Here is a 15,193-nt window from a genome sequence, read left to right as displayed (position 1 = left end):
GGGTGGTGGATGTGGGTGCGCGCGGGGGCACTGGTGGCGCCCCCGCGCGGGGTAACTCCGACGTGCTGTGCTGGTGCTGACGTCAGGTCAGCGTGAGGGGCTCAGCCGCTGAAGGTGCCGGTCTTCTCCACGGCCCACTTGCCGTCCTTGACGGTGTAGACGGTGAGCTGCTTGTTGGTGGTGTCGCCGTACTCGTCGAAGGACACCTTGCCGGTGACGCCTTCGAAGGAGACCTTCTGGACGGCTTCGACGACCTTGGCCCGGGCGCCGTCGGGGAGCTTGCCGTTGTTGGCGGCGGCGACGGCCTTGACGCCCTGGATGATGGCCCAGGCGCTGTCGTAGGAGTAGCCGCCGTAGGTCTCGTAGGCGTCCTTGTAGCCGGCGCTCTTGTAGTCCGCGATGAACTTGGCGGCGGTGGGGAGCGACTCGACGGGCAGGCCGACGGCGGTGGCGAGGTCGCTCTGGCTCTTGGGGTTGAGCTTGATGAAGTCGCCGCTCTGGATGCCGTCGCCGCCCATGAGCGGGATGTTGACGCCGGCGTCCTTGAGCTGGAGGGAGAGCGGGCCTGCGGCGGGGTACTCGCCGCCGTAGTAGACGGCTTCGGCGCCGGAGGACTTGACCTTGGTGACGACGGCGGCGAAGTCGCGGTCGTCGGGGTTGACGTGCTCCTCGTTGACGATGGTGCCGCCGTTCTTGATGAACTGGGCCTTGAAGGTGGCGGCGAGGCCGGCGCCGTAGGTCTTCTGGTCGTCGATGAGGAAGACCTTGGTCTTCTTGGCGTCCTTGGCCAGGTAGTCGGCGGCGAAGGGCCCCTGGACGGCGTCGGTGGTGGCGGTGCGGAAGTAGGACTTGAAGGGGCGTGCCTTGACGCCGCTCGCCCACTTCTCGCCCTGGCTGAGGGCGACGCCGGTGTTGGCGGGGGAGATCTGGACGAGGTTGGCGTCGTTGAAGATCTGCTGCATCGACTGGGCGACGCTGGAGTTGAGCGGGCCGACGACGCCGAGGACGTCCTTGTCGGCGACCAGCTGGGTGGCGTTCTGCTGGCCGGGGGCGGGCTTGCCGGTGTCGTCCAGTGCCTTGATCTGGAACTTGACGCCGGGGACCTCGTTCTTCTCGTTGGCCTGCTTGACCGCGAGCTCGACGGAGTTGCGGATGCCGAGGCCGAGGGCGGAGAGGTCGCCGGTGAGCGGGGCGTCGATGCCGATGGTGACGGTGGTGCCGCCCCCGGCGCTGCCGCTGTCGCCGGACTTCTTGTCGTCGCGGGAGCCGCACGCGGTGAGGCTCAGGGCGCCGATCACGGCAATGCTCACGACAACTGCTGAACGATGACGCACGGGGGGTCCCCTTCGGTTCAGGAGGGCGCCGCGCCTGTGTGGCGGGAGCCTGGATGCGCGGTGGGCCTGGCCCAATCCGGTGGCGCGGTGACTGGCCGTGACTCTAGATGCCCTTGGGCGGCTCGGGCAGTGGTGCGGCCAGGCTGTGATTCTCTTGTTATGAGCACACGGAGAAGCCGTCTCAGCATGTGGTCGTTTCGGCTCGACCGGCCCGGCCGTCCCGGGGGCTCCGCTCCCAACTTCCCTCATGTAAGGCGCAGAAGTGCAGGTGACTCCTGGACTCTCCGATAATCGGACATGAGTGTTCGCGGTGTTGGGGTCGGGCGTGCACGTCCGAATAACGGACGGCGTGCGGGGTGGTGAGGTGATTTCGAGTGGATCCGCCCCCCGGAGTCCGCCAAATAGTAGGATTTCCTACCTGTTACGCAGTGTTACATCTTTGAAAGTTCGTGAACACGTCACCGCCCCCTTGTCTGGACCAACGACTTCCCAGGGCTGTCGAAGGTCAAACAAGGGGGCGGGCAAGGGATTTGATGATCAGTCGGCCCTGCCGGCCCCTCGTCGGAGGGGTCGGCAGGGTGAACGCGGGTCAGAGATCGCGGAGCATGCAGGTCAGGCGGCAGCTGGTGATCCGCTTGCCGGTGTCGTCGGTGATCGCGATCTCGTAGGTGGCGGCGGTGCGGCCCTTGAAGACCGCCGTCGCCACCCCGGTGACCAGCCCGGAGGTGGCGGAGCGGTGGTGGGTGGCGTTCAGGTCCACGCCCACCGCGTACCGGCCCGGGCCGGCGTGCAGCATCGCGCCGACCGAGCCCAGGGTCTCGGCGAGCGCCGCCGAGGCCCCGCCGTGCAGCAGGCCGTAGGGCTGCTGGTTGCCCTCGACCGGCATGGTGCCGACGACCCGGTCGCCCGAGGCCTCGACGATCCGGAGGCCCAGCTTCTCGCCGAGGCTCCCGCCGGAGAAGGTCGCCGGGTCCACGCCGAGCTTCGCGAAGTGGTCCAGCACCTCCTGCGGGATGTGGAGGACGGGGGCCGCGTCGGTGGCTTCGGGGGCCGCGTCGGTCATGGGGGAGCTCCTGCCGCTCGGGGGGTCGCGTCGTCGTGCTGACTGTGATCGTACGACCGTCCTACTCGGCGGTAGTGGCGGTGGCGGAGGAGGCGTGCGTGGCGGGCGCGGCGGGAGGGGCCACCCCCTCGGGCGTGCCCCTTTTGTCGGTGCCGGGCCATAGGATCGGTGGCCGGTAGTGGAATCGGCAGGAACGGACGTTGACGTGGCTACGCAGAGTACGGACAAGGGCGCGGCGGGTGGCGGAGCCGGGTCGCGGCCCCGCCTGATGCTGCTCGACGGGCACTCCATGGCCTACCGGGCGTTCTACGCACTGCCCGTGGAGAACTTCAACACCTCCACCGGCCAGCCGACCAACGCGGTGTACGGCTTCGCCTCGATGCTCGCCAACACCGTCCGTGACGAGCGGCCGACCCACCTCGCGGTGGCCTTCGACCTCTCCCGCCAGACCTTCCGCTCGGAGGCGTTCCCCGACTACAAGGCCAACCGGGCCAAGACCCCGGACGAGTTCCGCAGCCAGGTCGGCCTGATCGGCGAACTGCTCGACGCGATGCACGTTCCGCGGATGACCGTCGAGGGCTTCGAGGCCGACGACATCATCGCCACCCTGGCCACCGCCGCCGAGGCGGCCGGCTTCGACGTCGACATCGTCACCGGCGACCGCGACTCCCTCCAGCTGGTCACCGAGCACGTCACCGTCCTCTACCCGACCAAGGGCGTCTCCGAACTCACCCGCTACACCCCGGAGAAGGTCGCCGAGAAGTACGGCGTCACCCCCCGCCAGTACCCGGACCTCGCCGCCCTGCGCGGCGACCCGTCCGACAACCTGCCCGGCATCCCCGGCGTCGGCGAGAAGACCGCCGCCAAGTGGGTCAACCAGTTCGGCTCCTTCGACGAACTGGTCTCCCGTGCCGACGAGGTGAAGGGCAAGATCGGCGAGAAGCTGCGCGAGCACCTCGACTCGGTCAAGCGCAACCGGGTCCTCACCGAGCTGGTCCGCGACGTCGAACTCCCCCTCGGCGTCACCGACCTGGAGCGCACGCCGTTCGACAAGGCGGCCGTCACGACCCTGATGGAGTCGCTGGAGTTCCGCAACGCCAACTTCCGCGACCGCGTCCTCGGCATCGACCCGTCCGGCGCCGAGGCGGAGGCCGAGACCGAACTCGCCCCCGGCGTCGAGGTCGACGGCGAACTCCTCACCGACCCCGGCACGCTCGCCGCCTGGCTCGGGGAGCACGCCGCGGGCAAGACGCCGGTCGCGCTCGCCGCCGTCTACCAGTGGGCGCTCGGCAGCGGCGAGGTCACCGAGATCGCGCTCGCCGTCGGCGAGACGGCGGCCTGGTTCGACCCGGCGCTGCTCGCCGAGGAGGACGAGCGCGCCTTCGCCGCCTGGCTGGCCGACCCGGCCGCCCCCAAGGCGCTGCACATCGCCAAGCAGGTCATGCGGGCCTTCGCCGAGCGCGGCTGGCGGATCGAGGGGGTCCACGCCGACACCGCCCTCGCCGCCTACCTGGAGAAGCCCGGCCGCCGCACCTTCACCCTCGACGTGCTCGCCGAGGAGTACCTGGCCCGCTCGCTCGCCCCGGCCCCCGCCGCGGAGTCCGGCCAGCTCGCCTTCGACGCCCCCGAGGAGGACCCGACCGCGGGCGCCCAGGCGCTGATGCTCCAGGCCCGCGCCGTGCTCGACCTCGCCGCGCTCTTCGACACCCGCCTCACCGAGGTCGGCGCCACCGGGCTGCTGCGCGACATGGAGCTGCCGATCGCCGCCCTGCTCGCCCGGATGGAGCGCACCGGCATCGCCGCCGACCGCCCCTGGCTCACCGGCCTGGAGTCGCAGTTCGCCGCCGAGATCCAGCGCGTCGTCGAGGAGGCCCACGCCGCCGCCGGCCGCGAGTTCAACCTCGGCTCGCCCAAGCAGCTCCAGGAGATCCTCTTCGGCGAGCTCGCCCTCCCCAAGACCAAGAAGATCAAGACCGGCTACACCACCGACGCCGACGCGCTCACCTGGCTCGCCACCCAGACCGACAACGAGCTGCCGGTCATCCTGCTGCGCCACCGCGACCAGGCCAAGCTGCGCACCACCGTCGAGGGCCTGCTCAAGACGGTCTCCCCGGCCGGCCGCATCCACACCACCTTCAACCAGATGGTCGCCGCCACCGGCCGGCTGTCCTCGCAGGACCCGAACCTGCAGAACATCCCGGTCCGCACCGAGGAGGGCCGGATGATCCGCCGCGCCTTCGTCGTCGGCGAGGGCTACGAGGCGCTGCTCACCGCCGACTACTCGCAGATCGAACTGCGGATCATGGCCCACCTCTCGGAGGACGACGCCCTGATCGAGGCCTTCGCGACCGGCGAGGACCTCCACACCACCGTCGCCTCCCAGGTCTTCGAGGTGCCGGGCACCGCCGTCGACGCCGAGATGCGCCGCAAGATCAAGGCGATGTCCTACGGCCTCGCCTACGGCCTCTCCGCGTACGGGCTCTCCCAGCAGCTCGGCATCAAGCCCGCCGAGGCGCAGGGCCTGATGGACACCTACTTCGAGCGCTTCGGCGGCGTGCGGGACTACCTGCGCCGGGTCGTCGACGAGGCCCGCGCCACCGGCTACACCGAGACCCTGCTCGGCCGTCGCCGCTACCTGCCGGACCTCAACAGCGACAACCGCCAGCGCCGCGAGATGGCCGAGCGGATGGCCCTCAACGCCCCGATCCAGGGCTCGGCCGCCGACATCGTCAAGATCGCCATGCTGCGGGTCGACGAGGCACTGACCGCCGCCGCCCTCGACTCCCGGATGCTGCTCCAGGTGCACGACGAAATCGTGCTGGAACTCGCCCCCGGCGAGCGCGAGCAGGTCGAGGCGATCGTCCGCGAGCAGATGGCGGGCGCCTACCCGCTGCGCGCGCCGCTCGACGTCTCGGTCGGCGTCGGTGCCGACTGGGAGGCCGCCGCGCACTGACGCCCGACGGGGCCCCTCCCGGGCGGCGGCCGACGGACCGCCGCCGCCCGGGGGCCTTCTGCGGCCCGCGCCGCCGCCCTGCGCCGGGGGCGTGACGGAGCGGGTGACCGTGCGGGTGGGGCCGGACGCGCCGGCGCGGGTGCGCTTCGTCCGGCTGGGGGTACGGGGGCGGTGGCGCCCGGTGTCGGACCTCCGGCACGTGAGGATCCTGCACCTGGTCGCCGCTCCGGATGACGGCCGGCCGGCGCCGGTGGACAGCCCCGGCGCCCCGGAGCCCGCCGTTGACGGCGGCGCCCGAGCCCGGGGATCTGTCGGGATCCACCGGGATCCACCCGGCGGGCACTGTGCACGCCGGGACTTGATGCCGCGTCAGGAAAGCTCTTCACTTGTCATGGCGCCGACGCGCTCGATGCGGCACGGCGCCGTCCCACCGCTCTGACACTCCGACGCCTCACCCGACGAGTCTGGAGATCCCCTCATGCCCCAGCCCCGCATGCGGCGCGCCGTCGTGGCGCTCGCGGCCCTGCCCCTGCTCGCGCTCGGCGCGGGTCAGGCCGTGGCCGCCCCCGCCCCTGTTCCGGCCCCCGCCCCCACCGCACCCGCACCCGCGTCCGCCACCCGGGTGTCCGCGATCGAGGACGAGGTCGCCCGCACCCTGGCCACCTCCCTCACCGACGCCGCACTGCGCGAGCGGCTGCGGTCCGCGACCGCGACCGCCCCGGGCGGCGCCGCCGAGCTCGGCCCGCTGGCCGCCGCCGCCCAGGGCCCCGCCGCCCGCGGGCTCGCGGCCACCGCCGCGCAGGCGGACCGCGCCATCGCCACGGCCAAGGGCCTCGGCGCCGGCCTCGGCCCGCTGCTGCGGGTCCAGTTGGCCGATCCGTCGATGCGGGCCGCCCTGGACGCGGGGGCGGCGCCGCTGGTGGCCACCGCCGTCGCCGACGACCACGCCCGCACCGTCCGCGCCTACGACGCCGCCGGCCGCCTGCACGTCCTCGACGCCGCGACGGTGCCCGGGCAGCCGGTCTACCTGGTCGACATCGACACGGCCAGGACGCTGGCCGCCGGGATCGCCGTCCTCCAGCGGGAGTTCGGCACGCTCGGTCTCGGGACCGCCGGTCCGGGCGCAGCGGCTCCCGGCGCGGTGGCTCCCGGGGCGGCCGTTCCGGCCTCGGCGCAGGCCGCCGGTGGCTGGTGGGCCACCAAGATCAGTGGCATCGAGGTGTCCGACGACGAGGAGCCCTGGTTCAAGGGCGCCGCCGAGATGTTCAGCCTGGTGACCGGCTTCGGCCAGGACGGCAAGGTCAAGGTCGACTCGGTCGCGATGCCGTACCTCCAGTACGACGGCACGGTGTACTACCCGAACCAGATCCTGGTGAACTGGTCGTCCTACAAGTACAACCTGGCCGATGTCGTCCTGATGGAGGACGACGGTGACACCAACTACCTGGCGCTCGCCCAGGCGATCGCCGCCGTCCTGCTCACCGTCGCCGACCAGGGCGCCTACATCCCGCTGGTCAACGCCGTCCTGGCGGCGCTGCCCGGTTCCTGGTGGACCGACGACCCGGACTACGTGGAGTCCTGGTACACCCTCGCCCGGGCTTCGTCGGGCCGCCTCAACGGGGCGCGCGGCAACGGCTGGATGACCGTCGAGCCGTACTTCGTCCAGCAGTCCTGACCCGGCCGCGGCGGACGGCCGTCCGTGGGGGTGCGTCCCCGCGGGCGGCCGTCCGGTGCGCGTGGTGCGTCCGGTGCCACCGCCCGCCGCGCGCGGCACACCCGGACGTGTGGCGCACCCGGACGTGTGGCGCACCCGGACGTGTGGCGCACCCGGACGTGTGGCGCACCGACCGGCTCAGCGCCGGGCGTTGGTGCGCCTGGTCGGTTCGGCCGTGGTCGGGTCCTCCGGCCAGGGGTGGCGGGGGTAGCGGCCGCGCAGGTCCGCGCGGACGGCGCGGTAGCCGTCGCGCCAGAAGGTGGCGAGGTCCCCGGTGACGGCGGCCGGGCGTCCGGCGGGGGAGAGCAGGTGGACGGTGAGCGGTACGCGTCCGCCGGCCAGCGCCGGGGCCGCCGCCCAGCCGAAGAGCTCCTGCAACTTGACCGCCAGCACCGGGCGTTCGCCGCTGTAGTCGACCCGGATCCGGGAGCCGGACGGGACGGTGATCCGTTCCGGCGCCAGCTCGTCCAGCCGCCCGGCCGCGCCGCTCGCCCAGGGCAGGAGGCGTTGCAGGGCGGCGGCGGTGTCGATCCGGGCGAGGTCGGAACGCCGCCGGGCGCGGGAGAGTTCGGGCTCCAGCCACTCCTCGGCGGCGGCCAGCAGCGCCTCGTCGGAGACGTCCGGCCAGGGTTCGCCGAGCGCGGTGTGCAGGAACGCCAGCCGCTCGCGCAGTCCGGCCGCTCCGGCGGGCCAGCCGAGCAGGGCGCCGACGCCCTCGCGGGACAGCCCTTCCAGCAACGCGGTCCGCACCAGCGCCGGTGCGGGTCGGCCGAGGGGCTCGGCGGCGAGTTCGACGGCACCCAGTGACTCCACCCGCCGGGCGGTCACCTCCCGGCGCCTGACGTCCCAGTGCACCTCCTCGCGGGAGGCGAGCAGGGGCGCGCCGGCCAGCCTGGCGGTCCCCTCGTCGAGCGCGGCGGCGTGCAGGACCCGCGCGGACGGTGAGCCGGCCGGGCGGTCGGCGGCGGCCACGGCCAGCCACGGGACGCCGCCCAGTGCCGTGCCGGGGGCGAGTTCGGCGGCGGTGCCGGAGGCCATCAGGTAGGGGCTGCGGGTTCCGGGTTCGGGCTTCTCGACCCGGGCCCGGGCGATCCGTTCGGGGAAGGCCAGGGCCACCACCAGCCCGGTGGCGGCCGCGTCGGGGAGGGACGTGCCCGGCGTGCCCGGCGGGTTCTGCGGGCTCCCGGCGCCCGCGCCGTCACCGCCGGTCCCGCGGCGCAGGCGGCGGACCTCCTCGCGCCAGCGGCCGGCGTAGGGGTCCCGGCCGCCGCGGACGGTGCGCAGGACGGCGCCGAGGTCGTCGCCGAGGGGGCGGGGCGGTTCCTCGGAGAGCAGGGCGACCACCTCGGCGGCCCGGTCGGCGCCGACCAGCGGGGCGCCGTCGACGAGCGCGCGGGCGAGCCGGGGGTGCAGGCCGGTGCGGGCGAGCCGGACGCCGCGCGGGGTCGCGCGGCCGTCGGCGTCGACCGCGCCGAGGGCCTGCAGGGTCTGCCGGGCGGCGGCCATCGCCCCGGCGGGCGGGGCGTCGGGCAGGGCGAGCCCGGTGGCGTCCGGATCGCCCCAGCAGGCGGTCTGGAGGGCGAACGGGGTGAGGTCGGCGAGGGCGATCTCGGGGGTGGGGAAGCGTGCGGCGAGGGCGTCCTCGGCCTCGGCCCAGCAGCGGTAGACGGTGCCGGGGGCCTCGCGGCCGGCGCGGCCGGCGCGCTGGCGGGCGGCGGCGAGCGAGGCGCGGACGGTGACCAGGGCGGCGAGCCCGCGCGCGTGGTCGGTGCGCGGTTCGCGGGCCAGCCCGGCGTCCACCACGATCCGCACGCCGGGCACGGTGAGGGAGGACTCGGCGACGGCGGTGGCGAGCACGACCCGGCGCCGGTCGCCGGCGGCCAGCGCCGCGTCCTGCACGGGCTGAGGGGCGCGGCCGTGGAGTTGGAGCACCTCGGCGGGCGCGCCGTCGAGCAGCCCGGCGACCCGGGCGATCTCGCCGACGCCGGGCAGGAAGCAGAGCACGTCGCCGTCCTTCTCGGCGAGTGCGCGGCGGACGGTGGCGGCGACGTGGTCGAGCAGCGCGAAGTCGACCCGGGTGCCGTGGGCGGGGCGGACGGCCCGTGGGGGCGGGGCCCAGACCGTCTCGACGGGGTGCGAGACGCCGTGCGCCTCGACGACGGGGGCGTCGTCCAGCAGCCGGGCCCAGGCCCCGGTGTCGGAGGTCGCGGAGGCGCAGACGATCCGCAGCTCGGGGCGGAGCGCGGCCCGGACGTCGAGCAGGAAGGCGAGCGCGGTGTCGGCGTCGAGGTGGCGTTCGTGGCACTCGTCAAGGACGACGACGTCGACGCCGGGCAGTTCCTGGTCACGTTGGAGCCGCTGGAGCAGCACGCCGGTGGTGACCACCTCGACCACCGTCCGGGGGCCGACCCGGCGGTCGCCGCGCACGGTGTACCCGACGGTCTCGCCGACGGCGGAACCGAGCAGCCAGGCCATCCGGCGGGCGGCGGCCCGGACGGCGAGCCGTCGCGGTTCGGCGACCAGGACCCGGCGGGCGGGCGGTGCGGCGGCCTCCCCGGTGTCGACGAGCCCGGCGAGGGCGAGCGGCACCAGGGTGGTCTTGCCGGTGCCGGGCGGGGCGGCGAGCACCGCGGCGCCGTGGCCGTCGAGGGCGCGGTGGAGGGAGGGCAGGGCGGTACGGACGGGCAGTTCGCGCCAGGCGGGGTTCATCGGCCGCGCGGTCCCGGTCAGCCGCGCTCGGCGACGAAGATCGCCGTGCCGGGGATCAGCCGTCCGCGCAGCGGCGACCAGCCGCCCCACTCCTGCTCGTGCGTGTCCGGCCACTCCGGCTCGACCAGGTCGAGCAGCCGGAAACCGGCGGCGACCAGTTCGCGGACCCGGTCGCCGAGCGTGCGGTGGTGCTCGACGTAGGTGGCGCGGCCCTGCTCGTCCTGTTCGACGTACGGGGTGCGGTCGAAGTACGGGGAGACGGCGGTCAGGCCCTCGACGCCGGGCTCGTCGGGGAAGGCCCAGCGGATCGGGTGGGTCACCGAGAAGACCCAGCGGCCGCCGGGCCGGAGCACCCGGTGGACCTCGCGCATCAGGGCGGCGGTGTCGGCGCTGAACGGGACGGCGCCGTAGGCGGAGCAGGCGAGGTCGAAGGAGGCGTCGGCGAACGGCAGGACGGCGGCGTCGGCCTGGACGACGGGGACCGGCGCGGCGCCGCGGGAGAGGTCGATCCGCAGCGAGTGCTGGAGCTGGCGGTACGAGATGTCGAGGGCGACGGGGCGGGCGCCGCGGCCGGCCAGCCAGCGTGAGCACTGGGCGGCGCCGGCGCCGAGTTCCAGGACGGTGCGGCCGGCCACGTCGCCGAGCAGGCGGGCGTCCGCCTCGTCCAGGCCCTCGGGGCACCAGGTGAACCGGTCGTCGCCGAGGAACGCGCCGTGCTCGTCCTGGTACTCGTCGGCGTTGCGGTCCCACCAGTGCCGGCTGGCCCGGCTGCTCTCGCCGGTGCCGGCGGAGCGCCTTACCGCGTCGTCGCCGTCCTCGTCAAGATCGTCCGCGTCGGAGTCGGCGCCGGGGCCGTCGAGGTCGTCGAGCTCGTGGAGACCGTCCGGGCCGGGTCCGGCGGCGTGGCGGACGGGCTCGGGCAGCTCGGGGCGGGGGGTGGCGGTCACGGTGACAAGGCCCATCGCGTAGGGTGTGATTCTGCGGAAGCGCCGCTGCCGCGAACCGGCCCGTAAGGGTCTGGGTCCCGGCGGTGGCATCCGGGGAAGGACTCCCTGCGGCCGCCACCCATGAGGTGCGCAATCGGAGGATATGGCCTGTTCCGTGCCGGGCTCCACCGTCTTGACGCCCTTGGCGTTGACCGTGCCTGGCCGTCCCCGTATGCTACAAGTTGCGCTGCGGGCCTGCGCGCCTCAGACGGAGCAGGTCGCGCTCGCATCTGTCGAAGACCCCACGGTCGCAAGACGGACGCCGATCTCCCGTTCTCGGGTTTTCCGGTGCGCCGTGTTCTTGGCTGTCCGGCTTTCGGTGGGAGCGATACGGGCCCTCCGCGTGGCATTACCTACGACTTTCATGTCCGCACCGGAGCCCTTTTCCTAATGACGAGCCCCACCGACTCCTCCCTCAGCACCACCCCGCAGGTCGCGCTCAACGACATCGGCGACGCCGAGGCGTTCCTGGCCGCGATCGACGAGACCATCAAGTACTTCAACGATGGCGACATCGTCGAGGGCGTCATCGTGAAGGTCGACCGTGACGAGGTCCTCCTCGACATCGGTTACAAGACCGAGGGCGTCATCCCGTCCCGCGAGCTGTCGATCAAGCACGACGTCGACCCGCACGAGGTCGTCGCCGTCGGCGACAACATCGAGGCCCTGGTTCTCCAGAAGGAGGACAAGGAGGGTCGTCTCATCCTGTCCAAGAAGCGCGCTCAGTACGAGCGCGCCTGGGGCACGATCGAGAAGATCAAGGAAGAGGACGGGATCGTCACCGGTACCGTCATCGAGGTCGTCAAGGGTGGTCTCATCCTCGACATCGGCCTCCGCGGCTTCCTCCCCGCCTCGCTCGTCGAGATGCGCCGCGTCCGCGACCTCCAGCCCTACGTGGGCAAGGAGCTCGAGGCCAAGATCATCGAGCTGGACAAGAACCGCAACAACGTGGTCCTGTCCCGCCGTGCCTGGCTGGAGCAGACCCAGAGCGAGGTCCGCCAGACCTTCCTCACCACCCTGCAGAAGGGCCAGGTGCGCTCCGGCGTTGTCTCCTCGATCGTCAACTTCGGTGCCTTCGTGGACCTGGGTGGCGTCGACGGCCTGGTCCACGTCTCCGAGCTGTCCTGGAAGCACATCGACCACCCGTCCGAGGTTGTCGAGGTCGGCCAGGAGGTCACCGTCGAGGTTCTCGACGTGGACATGGACCGCGAGCGCGTCTCCCTGTCGCTGAAGGCGACCCAGGAGGACCCGTGGCAGCAGTTCGCCCGTACCCACCAGATCGGCCAGGTCGTTCCGGGTAAGGTCACGAAGCTGGTTCCGTTCGGTGCGTTCGTCCGCGTGGACGAGGGCATCGAGGGCCTGGTCCACATCTCCGAGCTGGCCGAGCGCCACGTGGAGATCCCGGAGCAGGTCGTCCAGGTCGGCGACGAGATCTTCGTCAAGGTCATCGACATCGACCTGGAGCGTCGTCGCATCAGCCTGTCGCTCAAGCAGGCCAACGAGGCGCTGGGTGCCAACCCGGCCGAGGTCGAGTTCGACCCGACCCTGTACGGCATGGCCGCCTCGTACGACGACCAGGGCAACTACATCTACCCGGAGGGCTTCGACCCCGAGGCGAACGACTGGCTGTCCGGCTTCGAGAAGCAGCGCGAGGAGTGGGAGCGGCAGTACGCCGAGGCCCAGACCCGCTTCGAGCAGCACCAGGCCCAGGTCATCAAGAGCCGCGAGGCCGACGCGGAGGCCGCTGCCGAGGGTGGCGACGCCGTCGCCGCCGCGGCCGGTGGCTCCTACTCGTCCAGCAGCGACGAGGGCTCCGGCGCTCTCGCCTCGGACGAGGCCCTGGCCGCCCTGCGCGAGAAGCTGGCCGGCGGCCAGAGCTGAGGCTCTGATCCTGCCGCTGGTTCTCACTAGCGCATAGCGTCACCGACGAACCCCACCCGGTCTCCGGGTGGGGTTCGTCGCTTTTCCGGCGGCGCACGGGGTGCCGTTTATTTGTTCCTTATGTGAAGGAATTTTGTGATGAGGGGCTCATCGGACCGCTATGGGTGATTCGGGACCAAGGCCCTACCTTGGGATGAGTTGCCCGACGGGTCGCTCACCCGGCCCCACACGCTAGGCACCCCCCGCACATGCGCCGTAGCACCGCAGTGACTCCCGCCTTCCGTACGGCCGCCGACCCCAGGGTCGACGGGCGTCTTGCCGCCCTCGGCCGGTTCTGCTTCCGGCACCGGCGCTGGGTACTCGGTTTCTGGGCGGTCATCCTGGTCATAGGCGTGCTGATCGGCGGGCGGGTCTTCGAGGGGTCGGTGGCCGGCACCTCCTCGGCGAGCTCGGAGGCCGACCGCGGCGGCGCGGTGGTCACCGCCGCCGACCCGGCCAGGGGCACCGTCACCGCCGTGGTGGACGGGAAGCCCGTGGACGACCCGGCCGTCCGGGACGCCGTCACCCGCGCCACCGCCGAGATCGCCGTCCTCCCCGGGGTCTCCTCGGCCGTCGACGCCTACGGCTCCGGCCCGGGCGCCGCCGCGCTGCGCTCGGCCGACGGCACGGCGAGCCTGGTCTCGGTGCGGATGGCCGACACCAGCACCGCCGCACAGACCACCGCCGTCACCCAGCGCCTCGCGGCCGTCCGGGCCGACGGTGCCGAGGTGACCGTCGGCGGGGACCTCGTGCTCCAGGACGAGGTCAAGAAGCAGACCGAGAAGGACACCCGGTTCGGCGAGATCGTCACCCTGCCGGTCACCCTGGTCGTGATGGTGCTGGTCTTCGGCGGCCTCGCCGCCGCCAGCCTCCCGGTGATCGGCGCGGTCGCCTCGGTGGGCGGCGCCCTGCTGGCCATGTTCGGCTTCAGCAAGATCATGGACATCGACACCAGCGTGCTGCCGATCGCCACCGTGCTCGGCCTCGGTCTGTCCATCGACTACGCGCTGCTCATGGTGAATCGTTTCCGCGAGGAACGCGGGCACGGAGCGTCGATCGCCGCCGCCGTCGAACGGACCGCGGCCACCGCCGGCCGGACCGTCGCCTTCTCCGGACTGACCGTCGCCGTGGCCCTCGCCGGCCTCTTCGTCTTCACCAGCCCCGTGCTCGGGGCCGTCGCCGCCGCGGGCGTGAGCGTGGTGGTGATCGCCGTCGCCGCCGCCCTCACCCTGATCCCCGCACTGCTCGGCTTCGCCGGCCGCCGGATCAAGACACCCACCACGCCCGTCCCCGACGAGGGCTTCTTCAGCCGCACCGTTCGTCGGGTCCGCAAGCGCGCGGTCCCCGTCGCCCTCGCCTGCACCGCGCTGCTGATGGCCGCCGGGGCCCCCTTCCTCCACGCCGACATGCGCAACTCCGGCGCCGCGGTGCTGCCGCACTCCTCGGCCGGCCGCCAGGTCGCCGACACCGTCGACCAGCGTTTCCCGCAGGCCTCGCCCGCTCCGGTCACCGTCGTCGTCGAGGGCGGCGCACCGGTCGCCCAGGCGTACGCGGACGACGTGGTGGCCAAGATCCCCGGCGTCAGCGGCGTGCGGGCGGTGACGCCGGTGAGCGACACGGTCTCCACCATCGACGTGCTGGTGCACGGAGACCCCCAGGGCGGACAGGCCAAGCAGGTGGTCGAGGAGCTGCGCGCCGACCGGGGCGGGCTCACCACCCACGTCACCGGCGGCGCCGCCTCGGTGGTCGACTTCCGGCACGAACTGCTCACCCGGGGCCCGATCGCGCTCGGCCTGGTCGCGCTGGGCACGCTGATCCTGCTCTTCCTGATGACCGGCTCGGTGGTGATGCCGGTCAAGGCCCTCCTGATGAACCTGCTCTCGCTGGGCGCCTCGCTCGGCGCGCTCACCCTGGTCTTCCAGGACGGCTGGTTCAGCGGACTGCTCGGCTTCAGCCCCACCGGGGGTCTGGAGACGTTCATCCCGGTGCTGGTCTTCGCGTTCGCCTTCGGGCTCTCGATGGACTACGAGGTCTTCCTGCTGGCCCGGATCAAGGAGCTGCGTGACAAGGGCCACAGCTGTACCCGGGCCGTGGAGCTCGGCGTCCAGCGCAGCGGTCGGATCATCACCTCGGCGGCGCTGCTGATGGTCATCGTCTTCGCCGGCTTCGCCCTCGGCGACATGCTGATGGTCAAGCAGATGGGCATCGCGCTGGCCGTCGCCGTGGCGGTGGACGCCACCCTGGTCCGCTGCCTGCTCGTCCCCGCCACGATGAGCTTCTTCGGCGAGTTCAACTGGTGGGCCCCGGCTCCGCTGCGCCGCCTGCACGACCGGTTCGGGCTGAGCGAGCACGTCGACCTGCCCGCCATCGAGCCGGCCGTCCTGCCTGCGCCGCGCGGCACGTCCGCGCCCGAGGCAGAGGCCACGACGGCGTCCGCGCCCGAGGCCGAGCCCGCGCCCGAGGCCGCGGTCGAACCGGGCCTGGCGCCGGTAGGTTCCTAGGGCGTCCGGCGGG

The 15,193-nt window shown here is 72.9% G+C and carries 8 protein-coding genes; 4 read left to right on the top strand and 4 right to left on the bottom strand.

Annotation, left to right across the window (positions count from 1 at the left end; translation table 11 throughout):
- Positions 1–101: 101 nt before the first annotated feature.
- Both PUR61_RS14295 and PUR61_RS14290 read right to left on the bottom strand, forming a co-directional pair.
- Positions 102–1,334, bottom strand: a complete 1,233-nt coding sequence (locus PUR61_RS14295; protein ID WP_329879200.1) for a branched-chain amino acid ABC transporter substrate-binding protein — start codon at positions 1,332–1,334, stop codon at positions 102–104.
- Positions 1,335–1,923: 589 nt separating this feature from the next.
- Complete coding sequence (locus PUR61_RS14290; protein ID WP_329879199.1) at positions 1,924–2,397, bottom strand: PaaI family thioesterase; 474 nt, start codon at positions 2,395–2,397, stop codon at positions 1,924–1,926.
- 268 nt (positions 2,398–2,665) lie between these two features.
- On the opposite strand from PUR61_RS14290, the gene polA reads away from it, so the two are divergent.
- Positions 2,666–5,350 (top strand): DNA polymerase I, encoded by a 2,685-nt coding sequence (gene polA, locus PUR61_RS14285; protein ID WP_329879212.1) that lies wholly within the window; start codon positions 2,666–2,668, stop codon positions 5,348–5,350.
- A 478-nt stretch (positions 5,351–5,828) separates the two neighbouring features.
- A complete protein-coding gene (locus PUR61_RS14280; protein WP_329879198.1) occupies positions 5,829–7,025 on the top strand; it encodes a DUF3103 family protein in 1,197 nt (398 codons plus the stop codon).
- 177 nt (positions 7,026–7,202) lie between these two features.
- Here the strand turns inward: PUR61_RS14280 and hrpB are convergent, their stop codons facing one another.
- Together hrpB and PUR61_RS14270 are read right to left on the bottom strand one after the other, a co-directional pair.
- The gene (gene hrpB / locus PUR61_RS14275) at positions 7,203–9,773 is read right to left on the bottom strand and encodes an ATP-dependent helicase HrpB (protein ID WP_329879197.1); all 2,571 of its coding nucleotides are present in this window, start codon (positions 9,771–9,773) and stop codon (positions 7,203–7,205) included.
- A gap of 17 nt (positions 9,774–9,790) precedes the next feature.
- Entirely contained in the window at positions 9,791–10,810 is a 1,020-nt protein-coding gene (locus tag PUR61_RS14270) for a class I SAM-dependent methyltransferase (RefSeq protein ID WP_443035170.1), read from the bottom strand.
- Positions 10,811–11,149: 339 nt separating this feature from the next.
- On the opposite strand from PUR61_RS14270, the gene rpsA reads away from it, so the two are divergent.
- Positions 11,150–12,640 carry a 30S ribosomal protein S1 gene (rpsA, locus tag PUR61_RS14265; protein WP_329879195.1) on the top strand — a complete coding sequence of 497 codons (1,491 nt, stop codon included), beginning with the start codon at positions 11,150–11,152 and terminating at the stop codon, positions 12,638–12,640.
- Positions 12,641–12,888: 248 nt separating this feature from the next.
- On the top strand, positions 12,889–15,180 hold the full coding sequence (locus tag PUR61_RS14260; RefSeq protein ID WP_329879194.1) for an MMPL family transporter: 2,292 nt from the start codon (positions 12,889–12,891) through the stop codon (positions 15,178–15,180).
- Positions 15,181–15,193: the final 13 nt, after the last annotated feature.

It is taken from the genome of Streptomyces sp. BE20 (assembly GCF_036322525.1).
GTDB lineage: Bacteria > Actinomycetota > Actinomycetes > Streptomycetales > Streptomycetaceae > Kitasatospora.
This window is presented reverse-complemented; position numbering and strand designations above follow the sequence as displayed.

Excerpts from the sequence above, each read along its gene's own strand:
- PUR61_RS14290 (WP_329879199.1), bottom strand. The coding sequence starts at position 2,397 with ATGACCGACGCGGCCCCCGAAGCCACCGACGCGGCCCCCGTCCTCCAC.
- polA (WP_329879212.1), top strand. The coding sequence starts at position 2,666 with ATGCTGCTCGACGGGCACTCCATGGCCTACCGGGCGTTCTACGCACTG.
- PUR61_RS14280 (WP_329879198.1), top strand. The coding sequence starts at position 5,829 with ATGCCCCAGCCCCGCATGCGGCGCGCCGTCGTGGCGCTCGCGGCCCTG.
- hrpB (WP_329879197.1), bottom strand. The coding sequence starts at position 9,773 with ATGAACCCCGCCTGGCGCGAACTGCCCGTCCGTACCGCCCTGCCCTCC.
- PUR61_RS14270 (WP_443035170.1), bottom strand. The coding sequence starts at position 10,810 with ATGCCACCGCCGGGACCCAGACCCTTACGGGCCGGTTCGCGGCAGCGG.
- rpsA (WP_329879195.1), top strand. The coding sequence starts at position 11,150 with ATGACGAGCCCCACCGACTCCTCCCTCAGCACCACCCCGCAGGTCGCG.
- PUR61_RS14260 (WP_329879194.1), top strand. The coding sequence starts at position 12,889 with ATGCGCCGTAGCACCGCAGTGACTCCCGCCTTCCGTACGGCCGCCGAC.